Below are 26185 nucleotides of genomic sequence, written 5' to 3'. Positions count from 1 at the left end.
GTGCCCGCGTCAGGCCAGCGAGATGAGGTCGAGGTAGTCCTGGCCCCAGAGGTCCTCCACACCGTCGGGCAGCAGGAGGATCCGCTCGGGCTCGAGCGCCTCGACAGCGCCCTCGTCGTGGGTCACGAGCACCACTGCGCCCTTGTAGGTGCGCAACGCACCGAGGATCTCCTCGCGAGAGGCCGGGTCGAGGTTGTTCGTTGGCTCGTCGAGGAGCAGCACGTTCGCCGACGACACGACCAGCATCGCCAGCGACAGGCGGGTCTTCTCGCCACCGGAGAGCACCCCGGCAGGCTTGTCGACGTCGTCACCGCTGAACAGGAACGAGCCGAGCACCTTGCGCACCTCGGTCTCGCCGAAGGTGTCGGGCGCGGCCGACTTCATGTTCTCGAGCACGGAGCGCGAGACGTCGAGGTTCTCGTGTTCCTGGGCGTAGTAGCCCAGGCGCAGCCCGTGACCCGGCTCCACCTGCCCTGTGTCGGGGGCGTCGACGCCCGCGAGCATGCGGAGCAGGGTCGTCTTGCCGGCGCCGTTGAGCCCGAGGACGACCACGCGGGAGCCGCGGTCGATGGCGAGGTCGACGTCGGTGAAGACCTCCTGCGAACCGTAGGACCGCGACAGCCCGCTGGCCCGCAGCGGCGTCCTCCCGCAGGGGGCGGGGTCGGGGAAGCGGAGCTTGGCCACCTTGTCCTGGGTGCGCTCCCCCTCGACCCCGGCCAGCATCCGCTCGGCGCGGCGCATCATGTTCTGTGCCGCGACGGCCTTGGTGGCCTTGGCCCGCATCTTCTCGGCCTGCTCCATGAGGGCCGAGGCCTTCTTCTGCGCGTTGGCGAGCTCGCGCTTCCGGCGCCGCTCGTCGGTCTCGCGCTGCTGGAGGTAGGGCTTCCAGCCCACGTTGTAGATGTCGACCTCGGCACGGTTGGCGTCGAGGTGGAAGACGCGGTTGACCACGGCGTCGAGCAGCTCGACGTCGTGGCTGATGACCACGAGGCCACCCTTGTAGCCCTTGAGGTAGTCGCGCAGCCATGCGATCGAGTCGGCGTCGAGGTGGTTGGTCGGCTCGTCGAGGAGCAGCGTCTCGGCTCCGGAGAACAGGATCCGCGAGAGCTCGACGCGGCGGCGCTGGCCTCCGGAGAGGGTCGACAGCGGCTGTCCGAGCACCCGCTCGTCGAGCCCGAGGGCGGAGGCGATCGACGCGGCCTCGGACTCCGCGGCATACCCACCCCGCGCGGTGAACTCGCCCTCGAGGCGGGAGTAGCGGCGCATCGCCTTCTCACGGGTCTCGTCGTCGGCATCGGCCATCGCCTTCTCGGCGGCGCGCATGTCGGTGATGATGCGGTCGAGCCCGCGCGCGGAGAGCACCCGGTCGCGCGCCAGCACGTGCAGGTCGCCCGTACGCGGGTCCTGCGGCAGGTACCCCACCTGCCCGGAGGTGGTGACGCTCCCTGCGGCCGGCTGGCCCTGGCCGGCCAGGACCTTGGTGAGAGTGGTCTTCCCGGCTCCGTTGCGGCCGACGAGGCCGACACGGTCCCCGGCGGCGATGCGGAAGGTGGCATTGTCGAGCAGCAGGCGCGAACCCGCGCGCAGCTCGATCCCGCTGGCGGCGATCACTACGTAACTCCAGACATCGGTTCGGGTGCCACACTGCCCGCGCAAGGGCGGCAGGCGCTCGCATCAGTTGCGGTTGCGCCGCTGAGGGGCTGAGATCACTAGTCTACGAGAGTGATCAGGGCGAGCCCGTCACGCCCAGTCCCCGCGGAGGTCCGATGAGCTTCAACGACAACGCCCAGCTCGACACCTCGCAGGTGTCGTCCGGCGGGGGCGGCGGTCGAGGCGGCATGGTGGTCGGTGGGGGTCTCGGCGGCCTCATCCTGGTGATCATCCTCATGATCTTCGGCATCAACCCCGGCGACCTGCCCGGCACCGGCACCGACCCGGGTGGCAGCGGACAGGTCGAGGCCGGCGGCGAGCAGAGCGGCGACGCCTTCGCCGAGTGCAAGACCGGCGCCGACGCCAACCGCAACGTGGAGTGCCGCATCATCGGCACGGTGAACTCGGTGCAGGCCTACTGGGCCGCGGAGCTCCCCCGCTACGGCAAGGACTACCCGCCGGCGAAGACCGTGCTCTACAAGGGCGCCACCCAGTCGGGCTGCGGCACCGCCTCCAACCAGGTCGGGCCCTTCTACTGCCCGCTCGACCAGCAGATCTACATCGACGCCGACTTCTTCTCCATCCTCGAGTCCCAGTTCGGCGCCGACGACGGCTCCCTCGCCCAGATGTACGTCGTCGCCCACGAGTACGGCCACCACCTGCAGAACGTCCTCGGCCTGCTGGACCGGGCGCAGCAGGACCCCCAGGGCGCCGAGAGCGGCGCCGTGCGCGTCGAGCTGATGGCCGACTGCCTCGCCGGGGTCTGGGCCAACCACGCCGCCACCACGAAGGACAAGAACGGCGTGACCTACCTCAAGCCGCTCACCGACGCGGACATCAAGTCGGCCCTCTCGGCAGCCGCAGCCGTCGGCGACGACCGGATCCAGGAGAAGACCCAGGGCCGGGTGAACCCCGAGTCCTGGACGCACGGCTCGGCCGAGGCCCGCCAGAAGTGGTTCCTCACCGGCTACCGGAAGGGCAACCTGAACTCCTGCGACACCTTCGCCGTCGACTCGGTCTACTGAGCCTGAGCGGCGTCCGGCTCGTCGAGGTCGACCCACACGGCGCGACCCCGCCGCAGCGCGTCCTGCAGCACCGCGAGCTTCGGGTCCGGCAGGTCGTACAGCTCCCGGCGGGGCAGCTCGTCCAGGTGCGCGAGGCGGGGGTCCGCCAGCACGTAACGCACCAGAGCCCGGTCTCCCCCGACGACCATCCCCTCGAGCCCGGAGCCCGAGGGCAGGAGGCGTAGCACGTGCTCGGCCACCGCTCGCACCAACTCGTCGGCCTGGTTGCCCCGACGGCGGGCGAACCGCTGCTGCGACCAGCCGCCGGCGGCCGTCCGCGACTGGACGTACCGCGTCCCGCACTTGTGCGCGGTGAGCCGGCCCTCCACGGCCAGCCCCACGGCATACCCGCCTCTGCGCACGAGCACGAGGCCGAGCGGGTCGTGCGGGAACGACGTGCAGACGGCCACCGCGCCGTCCCCGCCCTCGGCACGCACGACGGCGCCCTCCTCGCTGAGGAGGGCGCCGTCGTGACGCTCGGCAAAACCGTCCAGCCAGCGGCTGACCCGCTCGGGGCCGACCTCGAGCCGTCTGGTCACGGGCGTGGCCTCAGGGCTCAGAGGTTGAAGCCCAGGGCGCGGAGCTGCTCGCGGCCGTCGTCGGTGATCTTGTCCGGGCCCCACGGCGGCATCCAGACCCAGTTGACGCGGTAGGACGCGACGAGGCCCTCCAGGGCCTGCTGCGTCTGGTCCTCGATGACGTCGGTCAGCGGGCAGGCCGCGCTGGTGAGCGTCATGTCGATGACGGCGTGGTTCTGGGCGTCGACGGTGATGCCGTAGACGAGGCCGAGGTCGACGACGTTGATCCCGAGCTCGGGGTCGACGACATCGCGCATGGCCTCCTCGACGTCGGCGACGTTCGCGGGCAGCTGCTGCGTGTCGGTCATGCTGTCTCTCCTCTGGTCTCGGATGAGAGGTCTGTGGCTGTGGTGGTGTCGATGCCCGAGCGGTTCAACGCGTCGGTGAAGGCCATCCATCCCAGCAGGGCGCACTTCACGCGGGCCGGGTACTTCGCGACGCCGGCGAAGGCCACGCCGTCGCCGATGACCTCCTCGTCGCCGGGGTCGGTGCCCCTCGACGTGAGCATGGCGCGCATCGCCTCGTGGGTGCCCAGGGCCTGCTCGACGGTGTGGCCGATGACCTCGTCGGTGAGCACCGAGGTCGACGCCGTGGAGATGGAGCAGCCGAGGGTGTCGTAGGAGACGTCCTCGACGACGGCCTCGCGGCCCGAGCCCGACAGGTGCACGCGGAGGGTCACCTCGTCGCCGCAGGTGGGGTTCACGTGGTGCACCTCGGCGTCGTAGGGCTCGCGCAGGCCGGCGTGGTGCGGCCGCTTGCTGTGCTCGAGGATGAGCTCCTGGTAGAGGTCCATCAGCTGGCCACCCCGAAGACCTCGGGCACGCGGTCGAGCGCCGTCAGCAGCGCCTCGACCTCGTCGAGGGTGTTGTATGCCGCGAAGCTGGCGCGCGCTGTCGCCGTCGCCCTGAAGCGGCGGTGCAGCGGCCACGCGCAGTGGTGCCCGACGCGGACCGCCACGCCCTGGTCGTCGAGCACCTGCCCCACGTCGTGGGCGTGCACGCCCTCGACGACGAACGAGACGGCCCCGACCCGGTCGGTGGTGTTGGCGGGCCCGACGAGCCGCACCCAGGGACGCTGCGCGAGTCCCACGAGGAGCGCCTCGGTGAGCGCGTGGTCGTGGGCGGCCACGCGGTCCATCCCCAGGCCCTGGAGGTACTCGACGGCAGCCCCCAGGCCCACGGCCTGCATCGCGTTCGGCGACCCGGCCTCGAAGCGCTGCGGCGGGGCGGCATACGTGCTGCCCTCCATCCGCACCGTCTCGATCATCGAGCCACCGGTGATGAACGGCGGCATCTGCTCGAGCACCTCGTAACGCCCCCAGAGGACGCCGACGCCGGTGGGGCCGAACATCTTGTGCCCCGAGAACGCGGCGAGGTCGACCCCGAGCTCGCGCACGTCCATCGGCAGGTGGGGGACGCCCTGGCAGGCGTCCAGCACGCTCAGGGCACCCACGGCGCGTGCAGCGTCAGCGAGCTCACGCACCGGGTTGACGGTGCCCAGCACGTTGGAGACGTGCGCGAACGCGAACACCTTGGTGCGCTCGGTGAGCAGGCTGCCGAGGTGGGCGAGGTCCAGCCGCCCCTCGTCGGTCAGCGGGACCCAGCGCAGGGTCGCTCCGGTGCGGCGGCAGAGCTCCTGCCACGGCACGAGGTTGGCGTGGTGCTCCATCTCGGTGATGAGCACCTCGTCGCCCTCGCGCAGGTCGAGGCGCGGGTCCTTCACCTGTCCGGCAACGGAGTTGGAGAACGCGTAGGCCGCGAGGTTGAGCGACTCGGTGGCGTTCTTGGTGAACACCACCTCCTCGGCGCGGCCGCCCACGAACCCGGCAACCGTGGCGCGCGCGCCCTCGTAGCGGTCGGTCGCCTCCTCCGAGAGCTGGTGCGCCCCACGGTGCACGGCCGCGTTGGCCTCCTCGGCCCAGGCGCGCTCCGCGTCGAGGGCCCGCACCACCCGGTGCGACGTGGCGCCGGAGTCGAGGTAGACCAGCGGCTTCCCGTCGCGGACGGTGCGCGACAGGATCGGGAAGTCGGCCCGGATGCGGGCCGACTCCCCTGCACTGAAGGGCGCTGCGCTCACGTGGATGCTCTCGCTGCTCTCGGTGGTGGGCTCGCCGGCCGGGTCAGGCGTTGGCCGGCAGGAAACGGTCGTAGCCCTCGGCCTCGAGGCGGTCGGCAAGCTCCGAGCCACCCTCCTCGACGATCTTGCCGTCGACGAAGACGTGCACGAAGTCGGGCTTGATGTAGCGCAGGATCCGCGTGTAGTGGGTGATCAGCAGGACGCCGACCTCGGTGTTCTCCTTGGCGCGGTTGACGCCCTCGGAGACCACCCGCAGCGCGTCCACGTCGAGGCCGGAGTCGGTCTCGTCGAGGACGGCGATCTTCGGCTTCAGCAGCTCCATCTGCAGGATCTCGTGGCGCTTCTTCTCACCGCCGGAGAAGCCTTCGTTGACGTTGCGCTCGGCGAACGCGGGGTCCATGCGCAGGTTGCCCATGGCCTCCTTGACGTCCTTGACCCAGGTGCGCAGCTTCGGGGCCTGGCCATCGACGGCCGTCTTGGCGGTGCGCAGGAAGTTCGACACGGTCACGCCGGGCACCTCGACCGGGTACTGCATGGCGAGGAAGAGGCCCGCACGGGCACGCTCGTCGACGCTCATCGCGAGGACGTCCTCGCCGTCGAGGGTGACGGTGCCGCCGGTGATCGTGTACTTCGGGTGGCCCGCGATGGAGTAGGCCAGGGTCGACTTGCCGGAGCCGTTGGGACCCATGATCGCGTGGGTCTCGCCCGACTTCACGGTGAGGTCGACGCCGCGCAGGATCTCCTTGACGCCGTTCTCGGTGTCGACGGTGACGGTCAGGCCGCGGATTTCCAGGGTGGACATAGGTTCAGCTCTCCGTGTTCTTCGGGCTGGGAACGGCGACGTAGACGTCGTCACCGTCGATCTTGACGGGGTAGACAGCGACAGGGACGGTGGCAGGCGGGCCGGAGGGCTCACCGGTGACGAGGTCGAAGCGCGAGCCGTGCAGCCAGCACTCGAGGGTGCAGCCCTCGAGCTCGCCCTCGGACAGCGAGACGTTCGCGTGGGTGCAGGTGTCGTTGACGGCGTGCACGTGACCGTCCTCGTCCCGGGCGATCGCGATGACCGTCCCGTTGACGTCGGCGGCGGCCACACCCACCTCGGGCAGCTCGTCGAGCCGGCAGACGCGCACGAAGTCGGCGTCGGTGATCTCCTGCACGGCGGTGTGCTCGGCCGTCATGCGGCGCCCTCGCTGCGCTCGGCGGACTCGATGCCGGCCAGCTCGGCGTCGATGGCGGCCATGAGGTGCTCCTGCACCTGGGGAACGCCGATGCGGCCGATGATGCTGGCGAAGAAGCCGCGCACCACGAGCCGACGGGCCGTCGCCTCGTCGATGCCACGCGACTGCAGGTAGAACAGCTGCTCGTCGTCGAAGCGGCCGGTCGCCGAGGCGTGGCCGGCGCCGACGATCTCGCCGGTCTCGATCTCGAGGTTGGGCACCGAGTCGGCGCGGGCGCCGTCGGTGAGGATGAGGTTGCGGTTCAGCTCGTAGGTGTCGGTGCCCTCGGCCGCCGCGCGGATCAGCACGTCGCCGACCCAGACGGTGTGGGCGGTCTCGCCCTGGAGGGCGCCCTTGTACTCGACGTTGGAGGTGCAGTGCGGCACCTCGTGGTCGACGAACAGCCGGTGCTCCTGGTGCTGTCCGGCGTCGGCGAAGTAGACGCCGAGGCCCTCGAACGAGCCGCCGGGACCGGAGTAGCGGGCGTTGGTCGACACGCGCACGATCTCGCCCCCGAGGGTGACCACCACGTGCTTGAGGTGGGCGTCGCGGCCGACGAGGGCGTCGTGCTGGGCGAGGTGGATCGCGTCGTCGGCCCACTCCTGGACGCTGACGACCGTCAGGTCGGCGCCGTCGCCCACCCGGATCTCCACACCGGCGTTGTGCTGCACGGAGCCGGAGTGCTGGAGCACGACGGTCGCGCGGCTGTGCCGGCCCGCCTCGATGACGGTGTGGCCGTTGCCGCGGCCTGCGCCGGTGCCGGTGAGCCGCACGAAGACCGGCGTCTCGAGCTCGGCCTCCTTGGCGATGCCCACGTAGAGCGCACGCTCGGTGCCCGCCCAGGCCGTGACCGCGGCACGGTCGGCCGGGCGGTAGGCGGTGCCGACACGCTCGTCGTCCATCGGCAGGCTGAGCAGCTCGACGCCCTCGGGCGCCTCGGACTCCACCGTGACGGCGCGCTCGGCGCTGCCCTCCTCGGCGAAGAGGCCGGAGAGCCGGTCCACGGGGGTGAAGCGCCAGTCCTCCTCACGGCCGCCCGGCACGGCGAAGTCCGCGACGGCATACGAGGTCTTGCGCTCGGCGCGGGACTGGTCCGGGACCAGCGTCTCGGCCGAGTGCGTGTGCGCTCCCTCGGTGGGGCGGGGCTTGTCTGCCAGAAGGCTCATCAGCCGACGGCTCCTTCCATCTGCAGCTCGATCAGGCGGTTCAGCTCGAGGGCGTACTCCATGGGCAGCTCGCGCGCGATGGGCTCGACGAAGCCGCGCACGATCATGGCCATGGCCTCTTCCTCGGTGAGGCCGCGGGACATCAGGTAGAACAGCTGGTCCTCGGACACCTTGGAGACGGTGGCCTCGTGGCCCATCTTCACGTCGTCCTCGCGGATGTCGACGTAGGGGTAGGTGTCGGAGCGGCTGATGTTGTCGACCAGCAGCGCGTCACAGACGACCGAGCTCTTCGAGCCGTGCGCGCCCTCCATGATCTGGACCAGGCCGCGGTAGGAGGTGCGGCCGCCGCCACGGGCCACCGACTTCGACACGATGGTCGAGGAGGTGTTGGGCGCGGCGTGGACCATCTTGGAGCCGGCGTCCTGGTGCTGGCCCTCGCCGGCGAAGGCGATCGACAGCGTCTCTCCCTTGGCGTGCTCGCCGAGCAGGAAGACGGCCGGGTACTTCATGGTGACCTTGGAGCCGATGTTGCCGTCGATCCACTCCATGGTGGCGCCCTCGGCGGCGGTGGCCCGCTTGGTGACGAGGTTGTACACGTTGTTCGACCAGTTCTGGATGGTCGTGTAGCGCACGCGGGCGTTCTTCTTCACGACGATCTCGACGACCGCGGAGTGCAGCGAGTCGGACTTGTAGATCGGCGCGGTGCAGCCCTCGACGTAGTGCACGTAGGAGCCCTCGTCGGCGATGATCAGGGTCCGCTCGAACTGGCCCATGTTCTCGGTGTTGATCCGGAAGTAGGCCTGCAGCGGGATGTCGACGTGGACGCCCGGCGGCACGTAGATGAAGGAGCCACCCGACCACACGGCGGTGTTCAGCGCGGCGAACTTGTTGTCACCGGCCGGGATGACGCTGGCGAAGTACTCGCGGAACAGGTCCTCGTGCTCGCGCAGGCCGGTGTCGGTGTCGACGAAGATGACGCCCTTCTCCTCCAGGTCCTCGCGGATCTGGTGGTAGACGACCTCCGACTCGTACTGGGCGGCGACTCCGGCGATGAGGCGCTGCTTCTCCGCCTCCGGGATGCCGAGCCTGTCGTAGGTGTTCTTGATGTCCTCGGGCAGCTCGTCCCAGGTGGTCGCCTGCTTCTCGGTCGACTTCACGAAGTACTTGATGTTCTGGAAGTCGATGCCCGACAGGTCCGAGCCCCAGTTGGGCATGGGCTTCTTGTCGAACAGGCGCAGCGACTTCAGGCGCAGCTTGAGCATCCATTCGGGCTCGTTCTTGCGCGCCGAGATGTCGCGGACGACCTCCTCGTTGAGGCCACGCCGAGCGGAGGCCCCAGCGGTGTCGCTGTCAGCCCAGCCGTACTCGTAGCGCCCGAGGTCCTTCAGACCCGGGTTCAGCTCTTCGATGGTGCTCATCGCGTGGACCCTTTCGTGGTTTCTGCGGTGGGGGTGGTCGTGCTCATGGCGCTCGGCCCCGGGGCGACATCGCCCCTGGGCGGGACAGTGGGGGTGGGAACGAAGGTGGTGCACACGTGGTCGCCGTGCGCCAGCGTCGCGAGCCGCTGCACGTGCACGCCGAGCAGCCGCGAGAACGCATCTGTTTCAGCGTCACAGAGCTGGGGAAATTCCCGCGCGACGTGCTGCACGGGGCAGTGCCCCTGGCACAGCTGTATGCCGGTGAGCGGGCCCGCGCTGCCGGCCGCCGCCCCCACGGGGCGCGCGGAGGCCGCGAAGCCGTCCCGGGTGAGGGCCTTCACCAGGGCCGCCGTACGGGCCTGCCGGTCCTCGCCCGCCTCGGCGAGCTCCGCGGCATACCGGGCCTCGAGCTCGGCGACCCGCTGCTGGGCGAAGCGCGTCACGGCGCCCTCCCCCGCGGCGTCCGCGAGGAAGCGCAGGGCGTCGGTGGCGAGGTGGTCGTAGTCGGACTCGAGGGCCTGGTGGCCGGCCTCCGCGATGACGTAGGCGCGCGCGGGGCGCCCGCGGCCACGGTGGCCGGTGATCGCTTCCCGGCTGCTGATCAGGCCGAGCTCGACGAGGTTGTCGAGGTGGCGGCGCACCGCCGCAGCGGTCAGGCCGAGCTGGTCTGCGAGGGACGCCGCGGTGATGGGTCCACGCTCGCTGATCGCCTGGAGCACGCGGTCGCGCGTGCGCGACTCGAGGACCTGCGGCTGGGCCGCACCGTCCTGGCGTTCGTGTCCGGCGATAAACACAACAGTGATGTTACGTAATTGCCGGGAGAGGGGAAAGGAAGGTCTGCCTAACCTCTGCCGAACCCCGAGGAGTCAGTCGAGCAGGCCTCGCTGGCGGGCCACGGCCACGGCCTCCCCGCGGCCGGTGGCACCGAGCTTGGCCATGATGTTGGAGACGTGCACGCTGGCCGTCTTGGCGCTGATGAACAGCTGGGTGCCGATCTGCTTGTTGCTCCGGCCGAGGGCGACCAGCGAGAGGATCTCGTGCTCACGCGGCGTCAGGTGCTCCGCCGGGCGTGCCGCCGCGTCGCGCAGCGGGGCGCGGTGGCCGGTGAGGGGTCGCAGCTCGGCGAGCAGCGGACGGGCCCCGAGCCTGCTGGCCGTCTCGGTGGCTGCCGCAGCCTCGGCCTCGCCGCGCGGGTCCCCGCCCGCGGAGAGCACCGCCGCGAGCCGGGCCCGGGACCGCGCGCTCTCGAACGCGTGGCCGTAGCCCTCGAACTGCCGCACCGCCTCCGACCAGGCCCCCTCGAGGTCAGCCTGACCGGGGTCCGCGCCGGTGAGCCACCGCAGCCGCAGCAGCTCGGCCTGCGCCCTGGCGGCCCAGGCGCGCGCCTCGGGGCCGCCGTTGCCCGAGGCGTCGGACTCCTGCCAGACCTCGCGGGCCACGGCCGCCAGCTCCTCCCCACGCACCAGCAGCTCCTGGCGGGCCGCGCCGGCGGTGGTGGCGGCATGGCTGGCCAGCTGCCCCAGCAGCAGGGCGCTGAGGCGCACCCGGGCCTGGAACCGCGGGCGCCAGAGCCGGTTCAGCAGGGTGACGACCTCGTCGTGGGCTGCGACGGCGGCCGGCAGGTCTCCGGCGTCGCCGTGCAGGTCGATCGCGGCACTGCCGCTCAGCAGCGCCACCAGTCCCTCGGTCTCCCACCAGCGGCGGGTGCCCGGCACCACGTCGAGGGCGGCCGTGTCACCGCGACCGGCGGCGACGTAGAGCAGTGCGGCGTCGAGCAGGGCCCGTGCCATCAACGGCGCGTCGCCCCCGTCGTGCGCCAGGATCTCCTCGGCCTGCGCCCAGTCGCCGAGCTCGTAGGCGGCGATGCCGCCGAGCAGCCGGCACTCGAGGGCGTACGGCGCCCACTCGCGCCCGCCGGCCCTGGCCCGGGAGGCCCCGCGGCGGTAGATCTCCAGCGCCTGAGACAGCCGTCCCGCCCGGTGGTGCAGCGACCCGAGGTGGTGCAGGGCGCGGCTCTCGGCCGGGGTCCCCTGCACCGCCGGGTCCTCGATGATCCGCTCCAGCGCGTGCTGCGACTCCTCCGGGTTGCCGGTCCGCTCGCGGACCTTGGCCAGCACGACCCGCACCTCGTCGGCCACGTCCCGCAGCTCGTACTGCTCGGCAAGGGCGATCGCGTCGTCGCCCGCCCGGGTCGCCTCGTCGTCGCGCCCGCGGTCGGCCAGGGCCTGGGCGTGGGCGCCGAGCAGGCGGGCGCGCTGCGGCCCCTGGTCCTCGGGCGGGAGCAGGCTGAGGGCCTCCTTGGTCACCGCAAGGGTGTCGACGGGGTTCTCCGTCAACCGGGCCGTGGTCGCCACCGCACCGAGGAGCTCGGCCCGACCGGCGGCGTCGGCGAGCTGCGGCCGGCGGGTCAGCCTGTCCTGGAGCAGGTCGAGCGCCTTGTAGGCGCGACCGGTGCTGGTGGCGGCCGCGGCGGCGCGCACGGTCAGGGAGTCGGCGGAGGGGTGGTCGTCGGCCAGCAGCGCCAGTGCCTGCTTGTAGTGGCGCCAGGCCTCCTCCGGCCCGCCCACGGCCATCGCCGCGTCGCCGGCGCGCGCACTGGCGTCGAGCGCCTCCTCGCGGTGTCCCGCGGCGAGGGCGTGGCGGGCCAGGTCCGCCCAGGTGCCGAGCGAGGGGTCCTGGGCGAACGCGGCGGCATACCGCTCGTGGGCCCGGACCCGCTCCCCCGGCAGCAGGTCGTCGTAGACCGTCTCCGCCAGCAGGGCGTGGCGGAAGGCGTACCCGCCGGTGTCGGTGGGGACGAGCACGTGGTGCTCGACGGCGTCGCGGATGGCGACGTCGAGCTCGGCGTCGGACAGGTCGACGACCTCGGACAGCAGTCGGTGCGAGACCTGCCGCCCCGCAGCGGCAGCCAGCCGCACCACCTGCTGGCCCGCGTCGCCGAGCTGTTCGAAGCGCACGAGCAGCAGGCGCGAGAGGTCCTCGGTCGAGCCCGGCCTGCCCAGCGCACTGGCCGCGGTGAGCTCCTCGGCGAAGAACGCGTTGCCCTCGGCCCGCTCGACCACCGCCTGCACCTCGCGCTCCCCCAGCTCGCTGCCGCCGAGCCCGCGGACGATCTCGCGCACGTGCCGGTCGGCCAGCGGGGCGAGGTCGAGCCGCTGCACCGAAGCCAGACGAGCCCAGTGGGCCAGCGTCGCGCGCAGCGGGTGGCGGCGGTGCAGGTCGTCGCTGCGGTAGGAGGCGACCAGCGACACCGGGCCGGCGAAGCCCCGCGTGAAGAGCAGGCTCAGAAGGTCGCGGGAGGACTGGTCGGCCCAGTGGACGTCCTCGACCACGACGAGCACCGGCCCCTGCTGGGCGAGGTCCTCGAGGGCGGCGTGCACCGCCTCGACGAGGTCGGCCCGGTCGAGGGCGCCGGCCTCGTCGACCCCACCTCCGCGGCGACGGCTGGGGAACAGCCGGGCGAGGTGCGGATGGGCCCCGATGACCGCGTCGACCTGGTCGGGGGCCGTGGCCTCGAGCCGGCCGAGCATCTCCGTGAACGGCAGGTAGGGCAGCGAGCTGCCCACCTCTCCGAGGCAGTGGCCGGTGAGCACCAGCCACCGCTGCTCGCGGGCGTGCGCCGTGAGCTCGGTCAGCAGCCGGGTCTTGCCGATGCCCGCGTCGCCGGAGAGGACGACCATGCCGGTCCGGCCCGCCGCCGAGTCGAGACCCAGCAGGCGCGTCAGGCGCTCGCAGTCGTCGTCGCGGCCCACGAAGAGGCCGCCAGCAGGGGCATCCAGTGGCACACCGCAGATTATGTCGGAGTGCTCTGACAATGCAGCCTGCTGGCGGCCGATTGGGACGAGCGTCGCGGTCATCGCCGGGCCGCGCAGCCGGTCAGGCGGGCCGCACCTGCGTCGCGTGACGGTGGTGCAGCCTGACGTGAAGCCGCTCGGCCCAGCGGTGGCCGTGGCGCCGGCTCGACCCGACCCGGCCCGAGCCGGCGGCGAAGAGCTGGCGACGGTAGTCGAGCTCGGCGTTGACGAACAGCGGGTCTCCATACATGGGGTGCTCCTTGTGCGGTGGCCCCGTCGTCGGGACCTGGTCGGTGGTTCGTGGTGATGCCTCGACTGTGCACGTCTGAGGTGGGTCGCCACATTGGGCTGCTGCCCTATCTCTGCGGGTCGGCCGCCTCAGATCGGCGCCTGAGGCGGTCTGAGGCCGGCTGGGGCCGCTTGAGGGCGGCCGTGGCGGTCTGGCCTCAGGCCGGGCGGAGGGTGCCGCTGGTGCGGCGGGGGCGGCTGGGGCGCCAGGTCGGCCACTGCAGCCGACGCTGCCGGCGCTGCGGCCGGAGCGAGGCACCCGAGAGGTTCTCGCGCTTCCAGCTGAGCTCGGCGGCCACGGTGAGGGGGTGGGCGATGAGGTTCATGGTTGCTCCTTCGGTGGTGCCTCAACACTGCGCGCCTGAGGTGGCCGGGCACATGGGGAAAGTGCCCACACCCTTGAACGGGGCCGGCACCTCAGGCGTGACCTGAGTCCCCTGCCCACCTCGGGCGCTCGCTCCCGGGGCGACCTCCGGCGCACGAGCCCTGCGACCTACACTCGCCGGGTGCCCGCAGCCGTCGTCGTGACCGACCTCCGCAAGCAGTTCGGGTCCGTGACCGCCCTCGACGGCGTCACCTGGCAGGCCGAGCCCGGACGGGTGACCGCCGTGCTCGGTCCCAACGGCGCGGGCAAGACGACCATGGTGGAGTGCTGCGAGGGCCTGCGCCGCCCGGACTCCGGCACCGTGCGCGTGCTGGGCGCCGACCCGTGGCACGCCTCGGCCGAGCACCGGGCCAGGGTCGGCGTGATGCTGCAGGACGGCGGCCTGCCCAACGCCGCACGCCCGCTGGCGCTGCTGCGCCACCTCGCCCACATGTATGCCGCGCCGCGACCGGTCGACGACCTCGCCGCCCAGCTGGGCATCGACCGCTTCTCCGGCACGTCGGTGCGCCGCCTCTCCGGGGGCCAGCGGCAGCGGGTCGCCCTCGCCGCCGCCCTGGTCGGCGCCCCCGACGTGGTCTTCCTCGACGAGCCCAGCGCGGGACTCGACCCGCACGCCCGCCTCGACGTCTGGGACCTCGTGCGGTCGGTCGCCGCCGAGGGCACGGCCGTCGTGCTCACGACCCACTCGTTCGAGGAGGCCGAGCGCATCGCCGACGAGATCGTGATCGTCGCCGACGGACGGGTCGTGGCCGAGGGCAGCCGTGAGGAGATCACGGCCGGGCGGTCCCTGGAGAACGTCTACTTCGAGCTGACCCGCAGGAGCCCGCGATGAGCCAGGGGACCCTAGGCCGCGCCGCGCCGGCGCCCCAGCGCATCGCCGCCCAGGCCCGCTTCGAGACCCTCACCATGCTGCGCAACGGCGAGCAGCTGCTCGTCGCCATCGTGCTGCCGGCCATGGTGCTCGCCGGACTCGTGGCCACCTCCTTCGTCCCGCTCGGAGCCGGGCGACGGGTCGACGTGGTGGTGCCGGGCGTGCTCGCGCTGTGCGTCATCTCCTCCGGGTTCACGGGCGTCGCCATCGCCACCGGCTTCGACCGCCGGTACGGCGTGCTGCGCCTGCTCGGCGCGAGTCCCCTGGGTCGGCTGGGCCTGCTCGCGGGCAAGGCGGCAGCCGTGCTGAGCGTGGTCGCCGTGCAGTTCACGGTCATCGGAGGGCTGGGCCTGGCCCTGGGCTGGGAGCCGCGCTGGTCCGGCATACCGGCTGCGCTGGTGTCGACGCTCCTGGGCACCTGGGCCTTCGTCGCGCTGGCCCTGCTCCTGGGCGGCACCGTGCGCGCCGAAGGCGTGCTGGCGCTGGCCAACCTCGTGTGGGTGCTGCTGCTGACGCTCGGCGGCGTGGTGGTCCCGACCACCCGGTTGCCCGAGGGGCTGGCACGGTTCGTCGAGGTGCTCCCGTCGGCGGCCCTGGGCGACAGCCTGCGTGCCGCCCTCCTCCACGGTCAGGTGCCCCTCGGTGACTGGCTGGTGCTGGTGGTCTGGGCGGCGGCTGCGACCGCGCTCGCCTCCCGGTTCTTCCGGTGGAGCGACTGAGCGCACCCGCTGCCGCAGACCGGTGGCACCGTGCCCGGGCGGCGGGTCCCGGGGCGAGCACAGGCGAGCCTGGGCCGCTGCGTACCCTCGTGTCGTGACCGCAGCACCCCCCGCCACAGCCCCGGCCACGCGCGGCGTCGCCAGCACGCCCTGGCTCTCGCGCATCCTCCTGGCCAACCTCGTCGTCGAGGTGCTCATCGTGGTCACCGGCGGCCTGGTGCGGCTCACGGGGAGCGGGCTCGGCTGCCCCACCTGGCCCGAGTGCGTGCCGGGGAGCTACGTGCCGGTCCGGGAGCAGGCGGAGGGCTTCCACCGCTACATCGAGTTCGGCAACCGCACCCTCACGGGGGCGGTCGGTCTCGCCGCGATCCTCGTCGTGTATGCCGTGTGGAGGTGGGCCGGTGCCCGGCGCGACCTCATGGTGCCCGCCTGGCTCGTGCTCGGCGGGGTCGTCACCCAGGCGGTGCTCGGCGGGGTCACCGTGCTCACCGGCCTGCACCCCGCCACGGTCGCAGCACACTTCCTCGTCTCGATGGTGCTGGTCGCCACCTCGGCCTTCATCGTGTTCCGGGCGCAGGAGCCGCCGGGGGCCCGCCCGCTCGCCGTGCACCCGCTCGTGGAGCGGCTCGCCTGGCTGGCCTGCGCGGTCGCCGGCGTCGTGCTCCTGCTCGGCACGGTCGTGACCGGCTCCGGACCGCACTCCGGCGACGCCGACGAGCCCGCCCGCTTCGGCTTCGACCCGCGCACGATCTCGTGGCTCCACGCCGACGCGGTGATGCTCTTCATCGGCCTCGTGGTCGCCGTCTGGGTCGCCGCCCGGCTCTCGGCCACCTCCCGCCGCGCCCCAGACGCCTGGCGCACGGTGCTGCTCGTCACGCTCGCCCAGGGCGTCGTCGGCTACGTGCAGTACCTCACCGACCTGCCCGAGGTGCTCGTCCTCACCCACATGCTCCTGGCGTCGCTGCTGGTCGTCGCCCTCACGGCGGGTGTGGTGCGACTGCGCGCCGGCCTGCCAGACTGAGCCGGTGCCGAAGGACTGGAGCCGCAGGACCCAGGTGAAGGTGGCCCTCGTGGCTGCCCTCCTCGGCGTGCTCGTGTGGGCGGACGCCCGCGTCCCGGAGTGCGCGTCCTACGGACAGACCCCGGGCGGTGTCGCCCTGCCCGGCGAGATGGCCGACCACGGCATCACCTGCACCGGCCGCTGAGCAGCCGCTGAGCAGTTGCCGCTGGGCGCTGGCGGCGCCGGTGGCCTTCGCCGAAGCGTCAGGTGATCGGCAGGTACAGCAGGGGGTCGACCGCGACGCCGAGGAAGAGGATGGCGACGTAGCTGATCGAGAAGTGGAACAGCCGCATCGGCCGCAGCACCTTGGGTCCCTCCCCCGCCTTCGCCGCCCGCAGCAGGCGGTGCGCCTCGGCGATGAACAGGCCCCCGGAGACCAGCGCCGTGACGAGGTAGATCCACCCCATCGGGGCGACCGGCACGAGCAGCAGCGACGTCGCGACCATGGCCCAGGAGTACGCGACGATCTGCTTGGCGACGACGGTGAAGCGCTCCACCACCGGCAGCATCGGCACGTGCGCCGCGGCGTAGTCGTCCTTGAACCGCATGGACAGCGGCCAGTAGTGCGGCGGCGTCCAGAAGAAGATGACCAGGAAGAGGATCACCGCCTCCCAGCCCACCGTGCCGGTGACCGCGGCCCACCCGATGAGGACGGGCATGCAGCCCGCGGCGCCGCCCCACACGATGTTCTGCGCGGTCCGGCGCTTGAGGATCATCGTGTAGCCCACGGCATACATCAGGATCGCGCCGAGCGAGAGCGCGGCCGAGATCAGGTTGACCTGCCACGCGAACCAGAGGGTCGAGACCACGGTGAGCACCGAGCCGAAGACCAGCCCGTTGCGGGGCGTGACCTCGCCGGTGACCATCGGCCGGTTGCTGGTGCGGTGCATCTCCGCGTCGATGTCGCGGTCGTAGACGCAGTTGAACGTGTTGGCCGCGCCGGCGCTCAACGAGCCGCCGACGAGGGTGGCCACGATGAGCCAGAGTGACGGGATGCCGCGCTCGGCCAGGAACATCACCGGCACCGTGGTGACCAGGAGCAGCTCGATGATGCGCGGCTTGGTCAGCGCGACGTAGGCGCCGACGGTGCGCCTCCACCCGTGCTTCACCCCTGCGGTCGGGGACGCGGAGATCCGGGCAGACGGATCGAGAGCGGTCACAGCGTCCTTTGCGGGTGGTGCGGTAGGTCAGGGAGCCCGGCCAGTCTAGCCCGCGACGCCCGGGGCCCCGCGGACGGCTCGTCCGCCGCCCACCCGGTTGACCGGTGGTTGGTCCTGCGTGCGACGCAGGTCACGCCCGCCACTAGGCTCAGGGGCTGTTGCCAGTGCCCCTCTTCGAAGGAGACCTGTACCCGTGACCACCACACGCACCGCCAAGTCTGCGGCAGTCAGGGGGCGCGACGCCTCCCTGCCCAAGCCCATCGCACGCAAGGCCGGGTGGTCCGACGTCGACGTCCGGGCCGTCGACACGGTGCGGGTCCTCGCCGCGGACGCAGTGCAGAAGGTCGGCAACGGCCACCCGGGCACGGCCATGAGCCTGGCCCCTGCGGCCTACCTGCTTTACCAGCAGGTGATGCGCCACGACCCCGCCGACCCGCACTGGCTCGGGCGCGACCGGTTCGTGCTCTCCTGCGGGCACTCGAGCCTCACCCAGTACATCCAGCTCTTCCTCGCCGGCTACGGCGTCGAGCTCGACGACCTGAAGGCGCTGCGCACCTGGGGCTCGATCACCCCGGGCCACCCCGAGGTGCACCACACCCCCGGCGTCGAGATCACCACCGGCCCACTCGGCTCCGGCCTCGCCTCGGCCGTCGGCATGGCCTTCGCCCAGCGCCGCCACCGCGGCCTGCTCGACCCCGACGCCAAGCCCGGTGAGAGCCCCTTCGACCACCACATCTGGGTGCTTGCCTCCGACGGCGACATCATGGAAGGCGTCTCCCACGAGGCCTGCTCGCTCGCCGGACACCAGGAGCTGGGCAACCTCACGGTCGTCTACGACGCCAACCAGATCTCCATCGAGGACGACACCGACATCTCGTTCTCCGAGGACGTGGGTAGGCGCTTCGAGGCCTACGGCTGGGACGTCGTCGACGTCGACTGGCGCAGGGACGGCAACGGCGAGACCTACGTCGAGGACGTCGACGCGCTCCACGCCGCGCTCGAGAGGTCCAAGCGCTCGAAGCGCCCGACGCTGGTCGTCCTGCACACGATCATCGCCTGGCCCGCGCCGACCAAGCAGGACACCGGCAAGTCGCACGGCTCCGCCCTCGGCGCCGACGAGATCGCCGCCACCAAGGAGCTGCTCGGGTTCAACCCGAAGAAGACCTTCGAGGTCGACCGCGCCGTGCTGACGCACACCCGCAAGGCAAAGGCGCGCGGCAAGGCCGAGCACAAGGCGTGGGACAAGACGTATGCCGCGTGGCGCAAGGCCAACGCCGAGCGGGCCGAGCTGCTCGACCGCCTGGTGGCTGGTGACCTGCCGGCCGGCCTCGACAAGGCCCTGCCGGTCTTCCCCGCCGACAACGAGAAGGGCCTGGCCACCCGTGCCGCCTCGGGCAAGGTGCTCGGCGCGATCGCCGACGTCATGCCCGAGCTGTGGGGCGGCTCGGCCGACCTCGCCGAGTCGAACAACACCACCATGGAGGGCGCAGAGTCCTTCATCCCGACCGGCAAGCAGACCCGCGAGTGGAGGGGCGGCCCCTACGGCCGCACGCTCCACTTCGGCGTCCGCGAGCACGGGATGGGCATGATCCTCAACGGCATCGCGCTCGAGGGCCTCACCCGTCCGTACGGCGGCACGTTCCTCGTGTTCTCCGACTACATGCGTCCCGCCGTCCGCCTCGCCGCGATCCAGCAGCTGCCCGTGACGTTCGTGTGGACCCACGACTCGATCGGCCTCGGCGAGGACGGCCCGACCCACCAGCCCATCGAGCACCTGGCTGCGCTCCGGGCGATCCCCGGCCTCGACGTCATCCGTCCCGCGGACGCCAACGAGACCGCCGCCGCCTGGTTGGCGCTGCTGGGGAAGCGCGACCGCCCCGCGGCCCTCGCGCTGACCCGCCAGGCCGTGCCGGTCTACGACCGCAAGGAGTACGCCAAGGCGCGCAACGTGGCCAAGGGCGGCTACATCATGGCCGAGGCGTCCACCGGGACCCCCGACGTGATCCTCATCGCCACCGGCTCGGAGGTGCAGCTGGCGGTCGAGGCGCGGAAGACGCTGGAGAAGCAGGGTGTTGGCACCCGTGTGGTCTCCATGCCGTGCCGCGAGTGGTTCGACGAGCAGAGCGCGGCCTACCGCGAGAAGGTCCTGCCCCGCGCCGTGCGCGCCCGCGTGAGCGTGGAGGCCGGTGTGCCGCAGGGCTGGCGCGAGCTGGTCGGTGACGCCGGTGAGGTCATCGGCATCGACCACTACGGCGCCTCGGCCGACTTCGCCACGCTGTTCAAGGAGTTCGGCTTCACCACCGCGGCGGTCGTCGCGGCCGCCAAGAGGTCCATCAAGACCGCGAAGGGAAACTGACGCATGACCGACAACCCAGCCCTGAGGGCCCTCGCCGACAACGGCGTCTCCGTCTGGCTCGACGACCTCTCCCGCCAGCGCATCCAGAGCGGCAACCTGCAGGAGCTCATCGACACCAAGGGCGTCGTCGGCGTGACGACCAACCCCTCGATCTTCCAGCTGGCGCTCGCCGAGGGTGACGCCTACGACGAGCAGGTGGCCAAGCTCGCCGCCGAGGGCAACACGGTCGACGACACCGTCTTCGTCCTGACGACCGAGGACGTCCGCAACGCCTGCGACATCATGCGTCCCGTCTACGACGCCACCGAGGGCGTCGACGGCCGGGTCTCCATCGAGGTCGACCCGCGGTTGGCCCACGACACGGCGGCGACCGTCGAGGCCGCCCGCACCCTGTGGGCGACGGTCGACCGGCCCAACGTCTTCATCAAGATCCCCGCCACCGTGGAGGGCCTGCCGGCGATCTCGCAGGTCCTCTCGGAGGGCATCAGCGTCAACGTGACGCTGATCTTCTCCCTCGACCGCTACCGCGGCGTCATGAACGCCTTCCTCACCGGCCTCGAGCAGGCCCGCGAGGCCGGTCGCGACCTGCACGAGATCGACTCGGTCGCCTCGTTCTTCGTCTCCCGCGTCGACACCGAGGTCGACAAGCGGCTCGAGGCCATCGGCAGCGAGGAGGCGCTCTCCCTGCGGGGCCGGGCCGGTGTCGCCAACGCGCAGCTGGCCTACCAGGCGTTCGAGGAGGTCTTCTCCACGCCGCGCTGGCAGAACCTCGCCGACGACGGCGCGCACGTGCAGCGTCCCCTGTGGGCCTCCACCGGCGTCAAGAACCCCGACTACTCCGACACGCTCTACGTGACCGAGCTGGTCGCGCCGAACACCGTCAACACCATGCCGGAGAAGACGCTGGACGCCGTGATCGACCACGGCGACATCCGGGGCGACACGGTCACCGGCTCCTACGCGCAGGCGGCCGAGATCCTCGACGCGCTCGAGCGGCTCGGCATCTCCTACGCCGACGTCACCGCCCAGCTCGAGAAGGAGGGCGTGGACAAGTTCGAGGCGTCGTGGGAGGAGCTGCTCAAGGGCGTGCGGTCCGAGCTCGACAGGCTGAGCGCGTGAGCGCCGTCGGCGTCGTCGCCTCCGGCCCCGCGGCCGATGCGATCGCCGCCCGGGTGCCGGAGCTCGTCGCCGAGCGCTTCGCGAGCCGTCTCTTCGCCCAGGACGCCACGCTGTGGGGACCCGAGGCCCAGGCCGAGGCGTCCGTCCGGCTCTCCTGGGTGGGCCTGCCCCGCTCGTCCCGCCCCCTCGTGGGCGAGGTGGCCGCCCTGCGCGAGCACTTCCGCGGCGAGGGCGTCGACCGCGTCGTGCTGTGCGGCATGGGCGGCTCGTCGCTCGCGCCCGAGGTCATCTGCGCCACGGCGGGGGTGCCGCTCGTGGTGCTCGACTCCTCGGACCCCGACATGGTCCGCTCGGCGCTGGTCGACCTCGAGCGCACCGTCGTCGTGGTCTCCAGCAAGTCCGGGTCCACGGTCGAGACCGACTCTCAGCGCCGTGCCTTCCAGGCGGCCTTCACCGAGGCCGGCATCGACCCCACCGCCCGCATCGTCGTGGTCACCGACCCCGGCAGCCCCCTGGACCGGGAGTCCCGCGACGCCGGCTACCGCGTGGTCAACGCCGACCCGAACGTGGGCGGGCGCTACTCCGCCCTGACCGCCTTCGGGCTGGTGCCCTCCGGTCTCGCCGGTGCCGATGTCGAGGCGATCCTCGACGACGCCGAGGCCGTCTCCGACGTGCTCGGCGCCGATGACGAGGGGAACCCGGCCCTGCGGCTCGGTGCGGCCATGGGCGGCACCAGCCCGCTGCGCGACAAGCTCGTGCTGGTCGACGACGGCTCCGGCATCGTCGGCCTGCCCGACTGGGCCGAGCAGCTCATCGCCGAGAGCACCGGCAAGCGGGGCACCGGCATCCTGCCCGTGGTGGTCGCCGAGGAGGAGGAGTACGAGGTCGAGTGGCCTCCGGACGACGTCACCGTCCTGCGCCTCAAGGGCGACGCCGAGGACGCCGACAGCCCGGACGAGCTCGTCCAGCCCGGCCGCTCCGACATCGAGGTCACGGGCTCGCTCGGCGCCCAGCTGCTGCTCTGGGAGGCCGCCACCGCCGTCGCGGGGAGGCTCCTCGGCATCAACCCCTTCGACCAGCCTGACGTCGAGAGCGCCAAGAAGGCCGCCCGCGGCCTGCTCGAGGACAGCGGCGGCCAGGTGCAGCCACCGGCGTTCACCGACGGCGCCGTGGAGGTCCGCGCCCTCGGCGGCGACTGGCTCGGTGACGCGACGACGGTCGAGCAGGCCGTGGACGCCCTGCTGCGACGTCTTCGTCCCGACGGCTACGTCGCCGTGATGGCCTACCTCGACAGGCTGGCCGACGCCTCGCTGGCGGACGTCCGCCCGCGGCTGGCAGCGCACGTCCGGCGGCCGGTCACCTTCGGGTGGGGACCCCGCTTCCTCCACTCGACAGGCCAGTTCCACAAGGGAGGTCCGGACATCGGCGTCTACCTCCAGGTCACGGCGGAGCCGCGCGAGGACCTCGAGGTCCCCGGCCGCGACTTCACCTTCGGCGAGTTCATCGCCGCCCAGGCAGCCGGTGACGCGCAGGTGCTGGCCGAGATCGGCCGCCCGGTGCTCCGCCTGCACCTGACCGACCACGACGCCGGCCTCCGACAGGTCGTCGCCGCACTCACACGCCACACGCTGACGTAAGGGCACTGCATGACTCCAGCCCGGGTGACCCAGGGCCACAACCCCCTCCGCGACCCCCGCGACAAGCGCCTCCCCCGCATCGCCGGCCCCTGCGGCCTGGTGCTGTTCGGCGTCACGGGCGACCTCGCGCGCAAGAAGCTGATGCCGGCGGTCTACGACCTGGCCAACCGCGGCCTGCTGCCGCCGGGCTTCTCGCTGGTCGGCTTCGCCCGACGCGACTGGGCCGACCAGGACTTCGGCAAGGTCGTCTACGAGGCGGTCAAGCAGCACGCACGCACGCCGTTCCGCGAGGACGTCTGGCGCAACCTCTCCGAGGGGTTCCGTTTCGTGCCGGGTGTGTTCGACGACCCGGCGGCGTTCGACCTGCTGGCCGAGACCGTCCACTCGCTCGAGGCCGAACGCGGCACCGGCGGCAACCAGGCGTTCTACCTCTCCATCCCGCCCGCGTTCTTCTCCACGGTCTGCGAGCAGCTCGAGCGCTGCGGGCTGACCAAGTCCAGCGACGGGAGCTGGCGGCGGGTCGTGATCGAGAAGCCGTTCGGCCACGACCTGAAGAGCGCCCGCGAGCTCAACGACATCGTCGAGGGCGTCTTCCCGCCGGACTCGGTGTTCCGCATCGACCACTACCTCGGCAAGGAGACGGTGCAGAACCTGCTGGCGCTGCGCTTCGCCAACCAGCTGTTCGAGCCGGTCTGGAACGCCAACTACGTCGACCACGTGCAGATCACGATGGCCGAGGACATCGGCATCGCGGGTCGGGCCGGCTACTACGACGGCATCGGCGCCGCCCGCGACGTCATCCAGAACCACCTCCTGCAGCTGCTCGCGCTCACCGCCATGGAGGAGCCGGTGTCGTTCGACGCCGAGCACCTGCGCGCCGAGAAGGAGAAGGTGCTCTCGGCGGTGCGCCTGCCCGAGGACCTGTCCAAGGCCACGGCCCGCGGCCAGTACGCGGCCGGCTGGCAGGGCGGGGAGCAGGTCATCGGCTACCTCGACGAGGACGGCATCAAGGCCGACTCCACGACCGAGACGTATGCCGCGCTGAAGCTCGAGATCGACAGCCGCCGGTGGGCGGGGGTCCCCTTCTACCTGCGCACCGGCAAGCGGCTCGGCAAGCGGGTCACCGAGATCGCCGTGGTGTTCAAGCGGGCGCCGCACCTGCCCTTCGCCCAGACCGCGACGGAGGAGCTCGGCCAGAACGCCATCGTCATCCGCGTGCAGCCCGACGAGGGCATCACCATGCGGTTTGGCGCCAAGGTGCCCGGGGCGCAGATGGAGGTGCGCGACGTCTCCATGGACTTCGGCTACGGCCGGGCCTTCACCGAGTCCAGCCCCGAGGCCTACGAGCGGCTCATCCTCGACGTGCTTCTCGGTGACCCGCCGCTGTTCCCGCGGCACGAGGAGGTCGAGCTGTCCTGGAAGATCCTCGACCCGGTCGAGCGCTTCTGGGCCAGGCAGGGACGCCCCGACCCCTACCCCGCCGGCGGCTGGGGCCCCGAGTGCGCCGACGAGATGATGCGCCGCGACGGCCGTGTCTGGAGGATGCCGTGATCGTCGACCTGCCCAGCACCACGACCAAGGAGATCAGCAAGAAACTGGTGCGGCTGCGCCAGGACGTCGGCGCGATGGCCCTGAGCCGGGTGCTGACGCTCGTGCTGGTCGTCGACGAGCGGCACGCCGAGGAGGCCATCCAGGTCGCCAACGACGCGAGCCACCAGCACCCGTGCCGCATCATCGCCGTGGTGACCGGGAACAAGCGGGGCGCCTCACGCCTCGACGCCCAGATCCGGGTCGGCGGCGACGCGGGGGCGAGCGAGGTCGTGGTCCTGCGCCTCTACGGCCCGCTGACGCGCCACGGACGCAGCGTGGTGATCCCGCTCCTGCTGCCCGACTCCCCCGTGGTCGCGTGGTGGCCCACCGCGGCCCCTCGACGGATCTCGGAGGACTCCATCGGGGCGATGGCCCAGCGCCGCATCACCGACGCCGCCGAGGCCAAGAACCCCCGGGCCGAGATGAAGCACCGGGCCGAGACCTACGCGCCGGGTGACACCGACCTGGCCTGGACCCGGATCACGCTGTGGCGCGGCCTGCTCGCCGCCGCCCTCGACCAGCCACCCTACGAGCCGGTGCTCTCCGCCACGGTGACCGGCGGCTCGGACTCCCCGTCGGCCGACCTGCTCGCGGCATGGCTCGCGCAGTACCTCAAGTGCCCGGTCCGGCGCACCCGGTCCCGAGCGGGCACCGGCATCGTCAGCGTCCGGCTCGAGCGCCGCGCCGGCAACATCGACCTCGTGCGGCCCGAGGGCGACACGGCGACGTTGATCCAGCCCGGGCAGCCGGACCGCACCATCTCGCTGCCGCACCGCAGCGACGCCGAGTGCTTGGCCGACGAGCTGCGCAGGCTCGACCCGGACGAGGTCTACCAGGAGGTCATGACCCGGGGCATGCCCCGGCTGGCCGCCCCCTCCAAGGGCAAGACCGCCAGCGAGGCGGTGGCCGACGGCGAGGCACCCTCGGTGGTCGAGGCCGAGCGCACCCTGCGCCGGCTGCGCCGCGGGGCCCGCATCGAGAGCCGCAGCGCCATGGTGGAGGCGGCGCCCGAGCCGGAGGCGAGCGCTGACACCGCCACCGTCAAGAAGGCTGCGGCCCGCAAGCTGGCCAGGGTGAAGGCGGGCAGCGACCCCGACGGCGCACACGGCGACGAGTCCGGTGCCGGCGCCGATCCCGGCAGCGGCACAGACAGCACGGCGGGGGCGGCGTCGTGAGCCGCCCGCCCCTGGTCGTCGTCCACCGCGACAAGCAGGTGCTCGCCGATGCGGCGGCTGCCCGGCTGGTGACGGCCATCGTCGACGCCCAGGCATCGCGCGGCGAGGCCGACATCGTGCTCACCGGCGGCTCGATGGGCTCGGCGATCCTCGCCTCGCTCGGGGCGAGCCCAGCGTGCGACGCGATCGACTGGTCCCGCGTGAACCTCTGGTGGGGTGACGAGCGCTACCTGCCCGCCGGCGACCCCGAGCGCAACGAGACCCAGGCGCGCGCTGCGCTGCTCGACGAGGTCGGGCTCGAGCCCGCGCGGGTCCATGCGATGCCCGCGTCCGACGGCCCCGAGGGGGCTCGCGTCGAGGACGCGGCGCGACGGTATGCCGCCGAGCTGGCCTCCGAGGCGGAGCTCGGTGAGGACGTGCCCCGCTTCGACGTGGTCATGCTGGGTGTGGGGCCGGACGCGCACGTCGCCTCGCTCTTCCCAGAACACCCGGCGCTGCACGACGAGGAGGCGACGGCTGTCGCGGTGCACGGCTCGCCGAAGCCTCCGCCCACGCGGATCTCGTTGACCTTCCGCGCCCTCTGCGCGGCGCGCGACGTGTGGTTCCTCGTCTCGGGTGACGACAAGGCGAAGGCGGTGGGCCTGGCGCTCTCCGGGGCGGGCCCGCGCCAGGCGCCGGCTGCTGGGGTGAGCGGCACCCGGTCCACCACGTGGCTCATCGACCGGGCCGCGGCCACCCATGTGCCACGGGCGCTGGTGCGGATCAGCTCCCCCTGACGTTCCCTCCGGCGCTCCCGTCCCCTCACGAAACGAAACCCACCGCGGTGGCCCCGTATCCGGGGCCGTGCGGTGGGTCTCGTCGG

25 protein-coding genes are annotated in these 26185 nt (G+C 72.1%); 11 read left to right on the top strand and 14 right to left on the bottom strand.

Features of this window, described 5'->3' with window-relative positions; all coding sequences use genetic code 11:
* Positions 1 to 9: 9 nt before the first annotated feature.
* On the bottom strand, positions 10 to 1611 hold the full coding sequence (locus tag P0Y31_RS06200; RefSeq protein WP_275867424.1) for an ABC-F family ATP-binding cassette domain-containing protein: 1602 nt from the start codon (positions 1609 to 1611) through the stop codon (positions 10 to 12).
* 155 nt (positions 1612 to 1766) lie between these two features.
* Between P0Y31_RS06200 and P0Y31_RS06195 the strand changes: the two genes are divergently transcribed.
* Positions 1767 to 2675: a neutral zinc metallopeptidase gene (locus P0Y31_RS06195; protein ID WP_275867422.1), complete on the top strand. Its 909-nt coding sequence runs from the start codon at positions 1767 to 1769 to the stop codon at positions 2673 to 2675.
* On the opposite strand, the gene P0Y31_RS06190 is transcribed toward P0Y31_RS06195, so the two are convergent.
* The 12 genes from P0Y31_RS06190 to P0Y31_RS06135 form a co-directional block, all read right to left on the bottom strand.
* Positions 2669 to 3253: an acVLRF1 family peptidyl-tRNA hydrolase gene (locus P0Y31_RS06190; protein ID WP_275867420.1), complete on the bottom strand. Its 585-nt coding sequence runs from the start codon at positions 3251 to 3253 to the stop codon at positions 2669 to 2671. The two genes, P0Y31_RS06195 and P0Y31_RS06190, sit on opposite strands and share 7 nt — an antisense overlap.
* Before the next feature lie 17 nt (positions 3254 to 3270).
* Positions 3271 to 3600, bottom strand: coding sequence for a metal-sulfur cluster assembly factor (locus tag P0Y31_RS06185; protein WP_275807835.1), 330 nt, complete (start codon positions 3598 to 3600; stop codon positions 3271 to 3273).
* Positions 3597 to 4085: a Fe-S cluster assembly sulfur transfer protein SufU gene (gene sufU / locus P0Y31_RS06180; protein WP_275867418.1), complete on the bottom strand. Its 489-nt coding sequence runs from the start codon at positions 4083 to 4085 to the stop codon at positions 3597 to 3599. The genes P0Y31_RS06185 and sufU overlap by 4 nt, the downstream gene beginning before the upstream one ends.
* A complete protein-coding gene (locus P0Y31_RS06175) occupies positions 4085 to 5368 on the bottom strand; it encodes a cysteine desulfurase (RefSeq protein ID WP_275867416.1) in 1284 nt (427 codons plus the stop codon). The genes sufU and P0Y31_RS06175 overlap by 1 nt, the downstream gene beginning before the upstream one ends.
* 43 nt (positions 5369 to 5411) lie before the next feature.
* Positions 5412 to 6170, bottom strand: coding sequence for a Fe-S cluster assembly ATPase SufC (sufC, locus tag P0Y31_RS06170; RefSeq protein WP_275867414.1), 759 nt, complete (start codon positions 6168 to 6170; stop codon positions 5412 to 5414).
* A gap of 4 nt (positions 6171 to 6174) precedes the next feature.
* Positions 6175 to 6546, bottom strand: a complete 372-nt coding sequence (locus P0Y31_RS06165; RefSeq protein WP_275867412.1) for a non-heme iron oxygenase ferredoxin subunit — start codon at positions 6544 to 6546, stop codon at positions 6175 to 6177.
* Positions 6543 to 7751: a Fe-S cluster assembly protein SufD gene (sufD, locus tag P0Y31_RS06160; protein ID WP_275867410.1), complete on the bottom strand. Its 1209-nt coding sequence runs from the start codon at positions 7749 to 7751 to the stop codon at positions 6543 to 6545. The genes P0Y31_RS06165 and sufD overlap by 4 nt, the downstream gene beginning before the upstream one ends.
* Entirely contained in the window at positions 7751 to 9169 is a 1419-nt protein-coding gene (gene sufB / locus P0Y31_RS06155) for a Fe-S cluster assembly protein SufB (RefSeq protein ID WP_275867407.1), read from the bottom strand. The genes sufD and sufB overlap by 1 nt, the downstream gene beginning before the upstream one ends.
* Positions 9166 to 9957, bottom strand: a complete 792-nt coding sequence (locus tag P0Y31_RS06150; RefSeq protein ID WP_275868881.1) for a helix-turn-helix domain-containing protein — start codon at positions 9955 to 9957, stop codon at positions 9166 to 9168. Before P0Y31_RS06150 ends, sufB begins: the two co-directional genes overlap by 4 nt.
* 78 nt (positions 9958 to 10035) lie before the next feature.
* Positions 10036 to 12954 (bottom strand): LuxR family transcriptional regulator, encoded by a 2919-nt coding sequence (locus P0Y31_RS06145; RefSeq protein WP_275867405.1) that lies wholly within the window; start codon positions 12952 to 12954, stop codon positions 10036 to 10038.
* A 91-nt stretch (positions 12955 to 13045) separates the two neighbouring features.
* Positions 13046 to 13213, bottom strand: a complete 168-nt coding sequence (locus P0Y31_RS06140) for a hypothetical protein (protein ID WP_275867402.1) — start codon at positions 13211 to 13213, stop codon at positions 13046 to 13048.
* Positions 13214 to 13409: 196 nt separating this feature from the next.
* Positions 13410 to 13577: a hypothetical protein gene (locus P0Y31_RS06135; RefSeq protein WP_275807861.1), complete on the bottom strand. Its 168-nt coding sequence runs from the start codon at positions 13575 to 13577 to the stop codon at positions 13410 to 13412.
* A gap of 180 nt (positions 13578 to 13757) precedes the next feature.
* On the opposite strand from P0Y31_RS06135, the gene P0Y31_RS06130 reads away from it, so the two are divergent.
* From P0Y31_RS06130 to P0Y31_RS06115, 4 genes are all read left to right on the top strand, one after another.
* The gene (locus tag P0Y31_RS06130) at positions 13758 to 14468 is read left to right on the top strand and encodes an ABC transporter ATP-binding protein (RefSeq protein WP_275867400.1); all 711 of its coding nucleotides are present in this window, start codon (positions 13758 to 13760) and stop codon (positions 14466 to 14468) included.
* Positions 14465 to 15226, top strand: coding sequence for an ABC transporter permease (locus P0Y31_RS06125; RefSeq protein ID WP_275867397.1), 762 nt, complete (start codon positions 14465 to 14467; stop codon positions 15224 to 15226). Before P0Y31_RS06130 ends, P0Y31_RS06125 begins: the two co-directional genes overlap by 4 nt.
* Positions 15227 to 15320: 94 nt before the next feature.
* Positions 15321 to 16247 (top strand): COX15/CtaA family protein, encoded by a 927-nt coding sequence (locus P0Y31_RS06120; RefSeq protein WP_275867395.1) that lies wholly within the window; start codon positions 15321 to 15323, stop codon positions 16245 to 16247.
* Between the two features lie 4 nt (positions 16248 to 16251).
* Positions 16252 to 16431 (top strand): hypothetical protein, encoded by a 180-nt coding sequence (locus P0Y31_RS06115; protein ID WP_275807873.1) that lies wholly within the window; start codon positions 16252 to 16254, stop codon positions 16429 to 16431.
* A 58-nt stretch (positions 16432 to 16489) separates the two neighbouring features.
* On the opposite strand, the gene P0Y31_RS06110 is transcribed toward P0Y31_RS06115, so the two are convergent.
* Positions 16490 to 17419 carry a heme o synthase gene (locus P0Y31_RS06110; protein ID WP_275868878.1) on the bottom strand — a complete coding sequence of 310 codons (930 nt, stop codon included), beginning with the start codon at positions 17417 to 17419 and terminating at the stop codon, positions 16490 to 16492.
* 220 nt (positions 17420 to 17639) lie between these two features.
* Here P0Y31_RS06110 and tkt point away from each other — a divergent pair, with 220 nt between their 5' ends.
* From tkt to pgl, 6 genes are read left to right on the top strand one after another with little or no spacing between them, the layout of a single operon-like run.
* A complete protein-coding gene (tkt, locus tag P0Y31_RS06105; RefSeq protein WP_275867392.1) occupies positions 17640 to 19802 on the top strand; it encodes a transketolase in 2163 nt (720 codons plus the stop codon).
* A gap of 3 nt (positions 19803 to 19805) precedes the next feature.
* The gene (gene tal, locus P0Y31_RS06100) at positions 19806 to 20921 is read left to right on the top strand and encodes a transaldolase (protein WP_275867389.1); all 1116 of its coding nucleotides are present in this window, start codon (positions 19806 to 19808) and stop codon (positions 20919 to 20921) included.
* Positions 20918 to 22558: a glucose-6-phosphate isomerase gene (locus tag P0Y31_RS06095; protein WP_275867386.1), complete on the top strand. Its 1641-nt coding sequence runs from the start codon at positions 20918 to 20920 to the stop codon at positions 22556 to 22558. Before tal ends, P0Y31_RS06095 begins: the two co-directional genes overlap by 4 nt.
* Positions 22559 to 22567: 9 nt before the next feature.
* Complete coding sequence (zwf, locus tag P0Y31_RS06090; RefSeq protein WP_275867383.1) at positions 22568 to 24109, top strand: glucose-6-phosphate dehydrogenase; 1542 nt, start codon at positions 22568 to 22570, stop codon at positions 24107 to 24109.
* Positions 24106 to 25323 carry a glucose-6-phosphate dehydrogenase assembly protein OpcA gene (gene opcA / locus P0Y31_RS06085; RefSeq protein ID WP_275867380.1) on the top strand — a complete coding sequence of 406 codons (1218 nt, stop codon included), beginning with the start codon at positions 24106 to 24108 and terminating at the stop codon, positions 25321 to 25323. The genes zwf and opcA overlap by 4 nt, the downstream gene beginning before the upstream one ends.
* A complete protein-coding gene (pgl, locus tag P0Y31_RS06080) occupies positions 25320 to 26099 on the top strand; it encodes a 6-phosphogluconolactonase (protein WP_275867377.1) in 780 nt (259 codons plus the stop codon). Before opcA ends, pgl begins: the two co-directional genes overlap by 4 nt.
* Positions 26100 to 26185 lie beyond the last annotated feature (86 nt).

Origin of the sequence: Knoellia sp. 3-2P3, from assembly GCF_029223115.1 — a bacterium.
Lineage (GTDB): Bacteria > Actinomycetota > Actinomycetes > Actinomycetales > Dermatophilaceae > Pedococcus_A.
The sequence above is the reverse complement of the archived record's forward strand: the minus strand, read 5'-3'. Positions and strand labels throughout refer to the sequence as shown.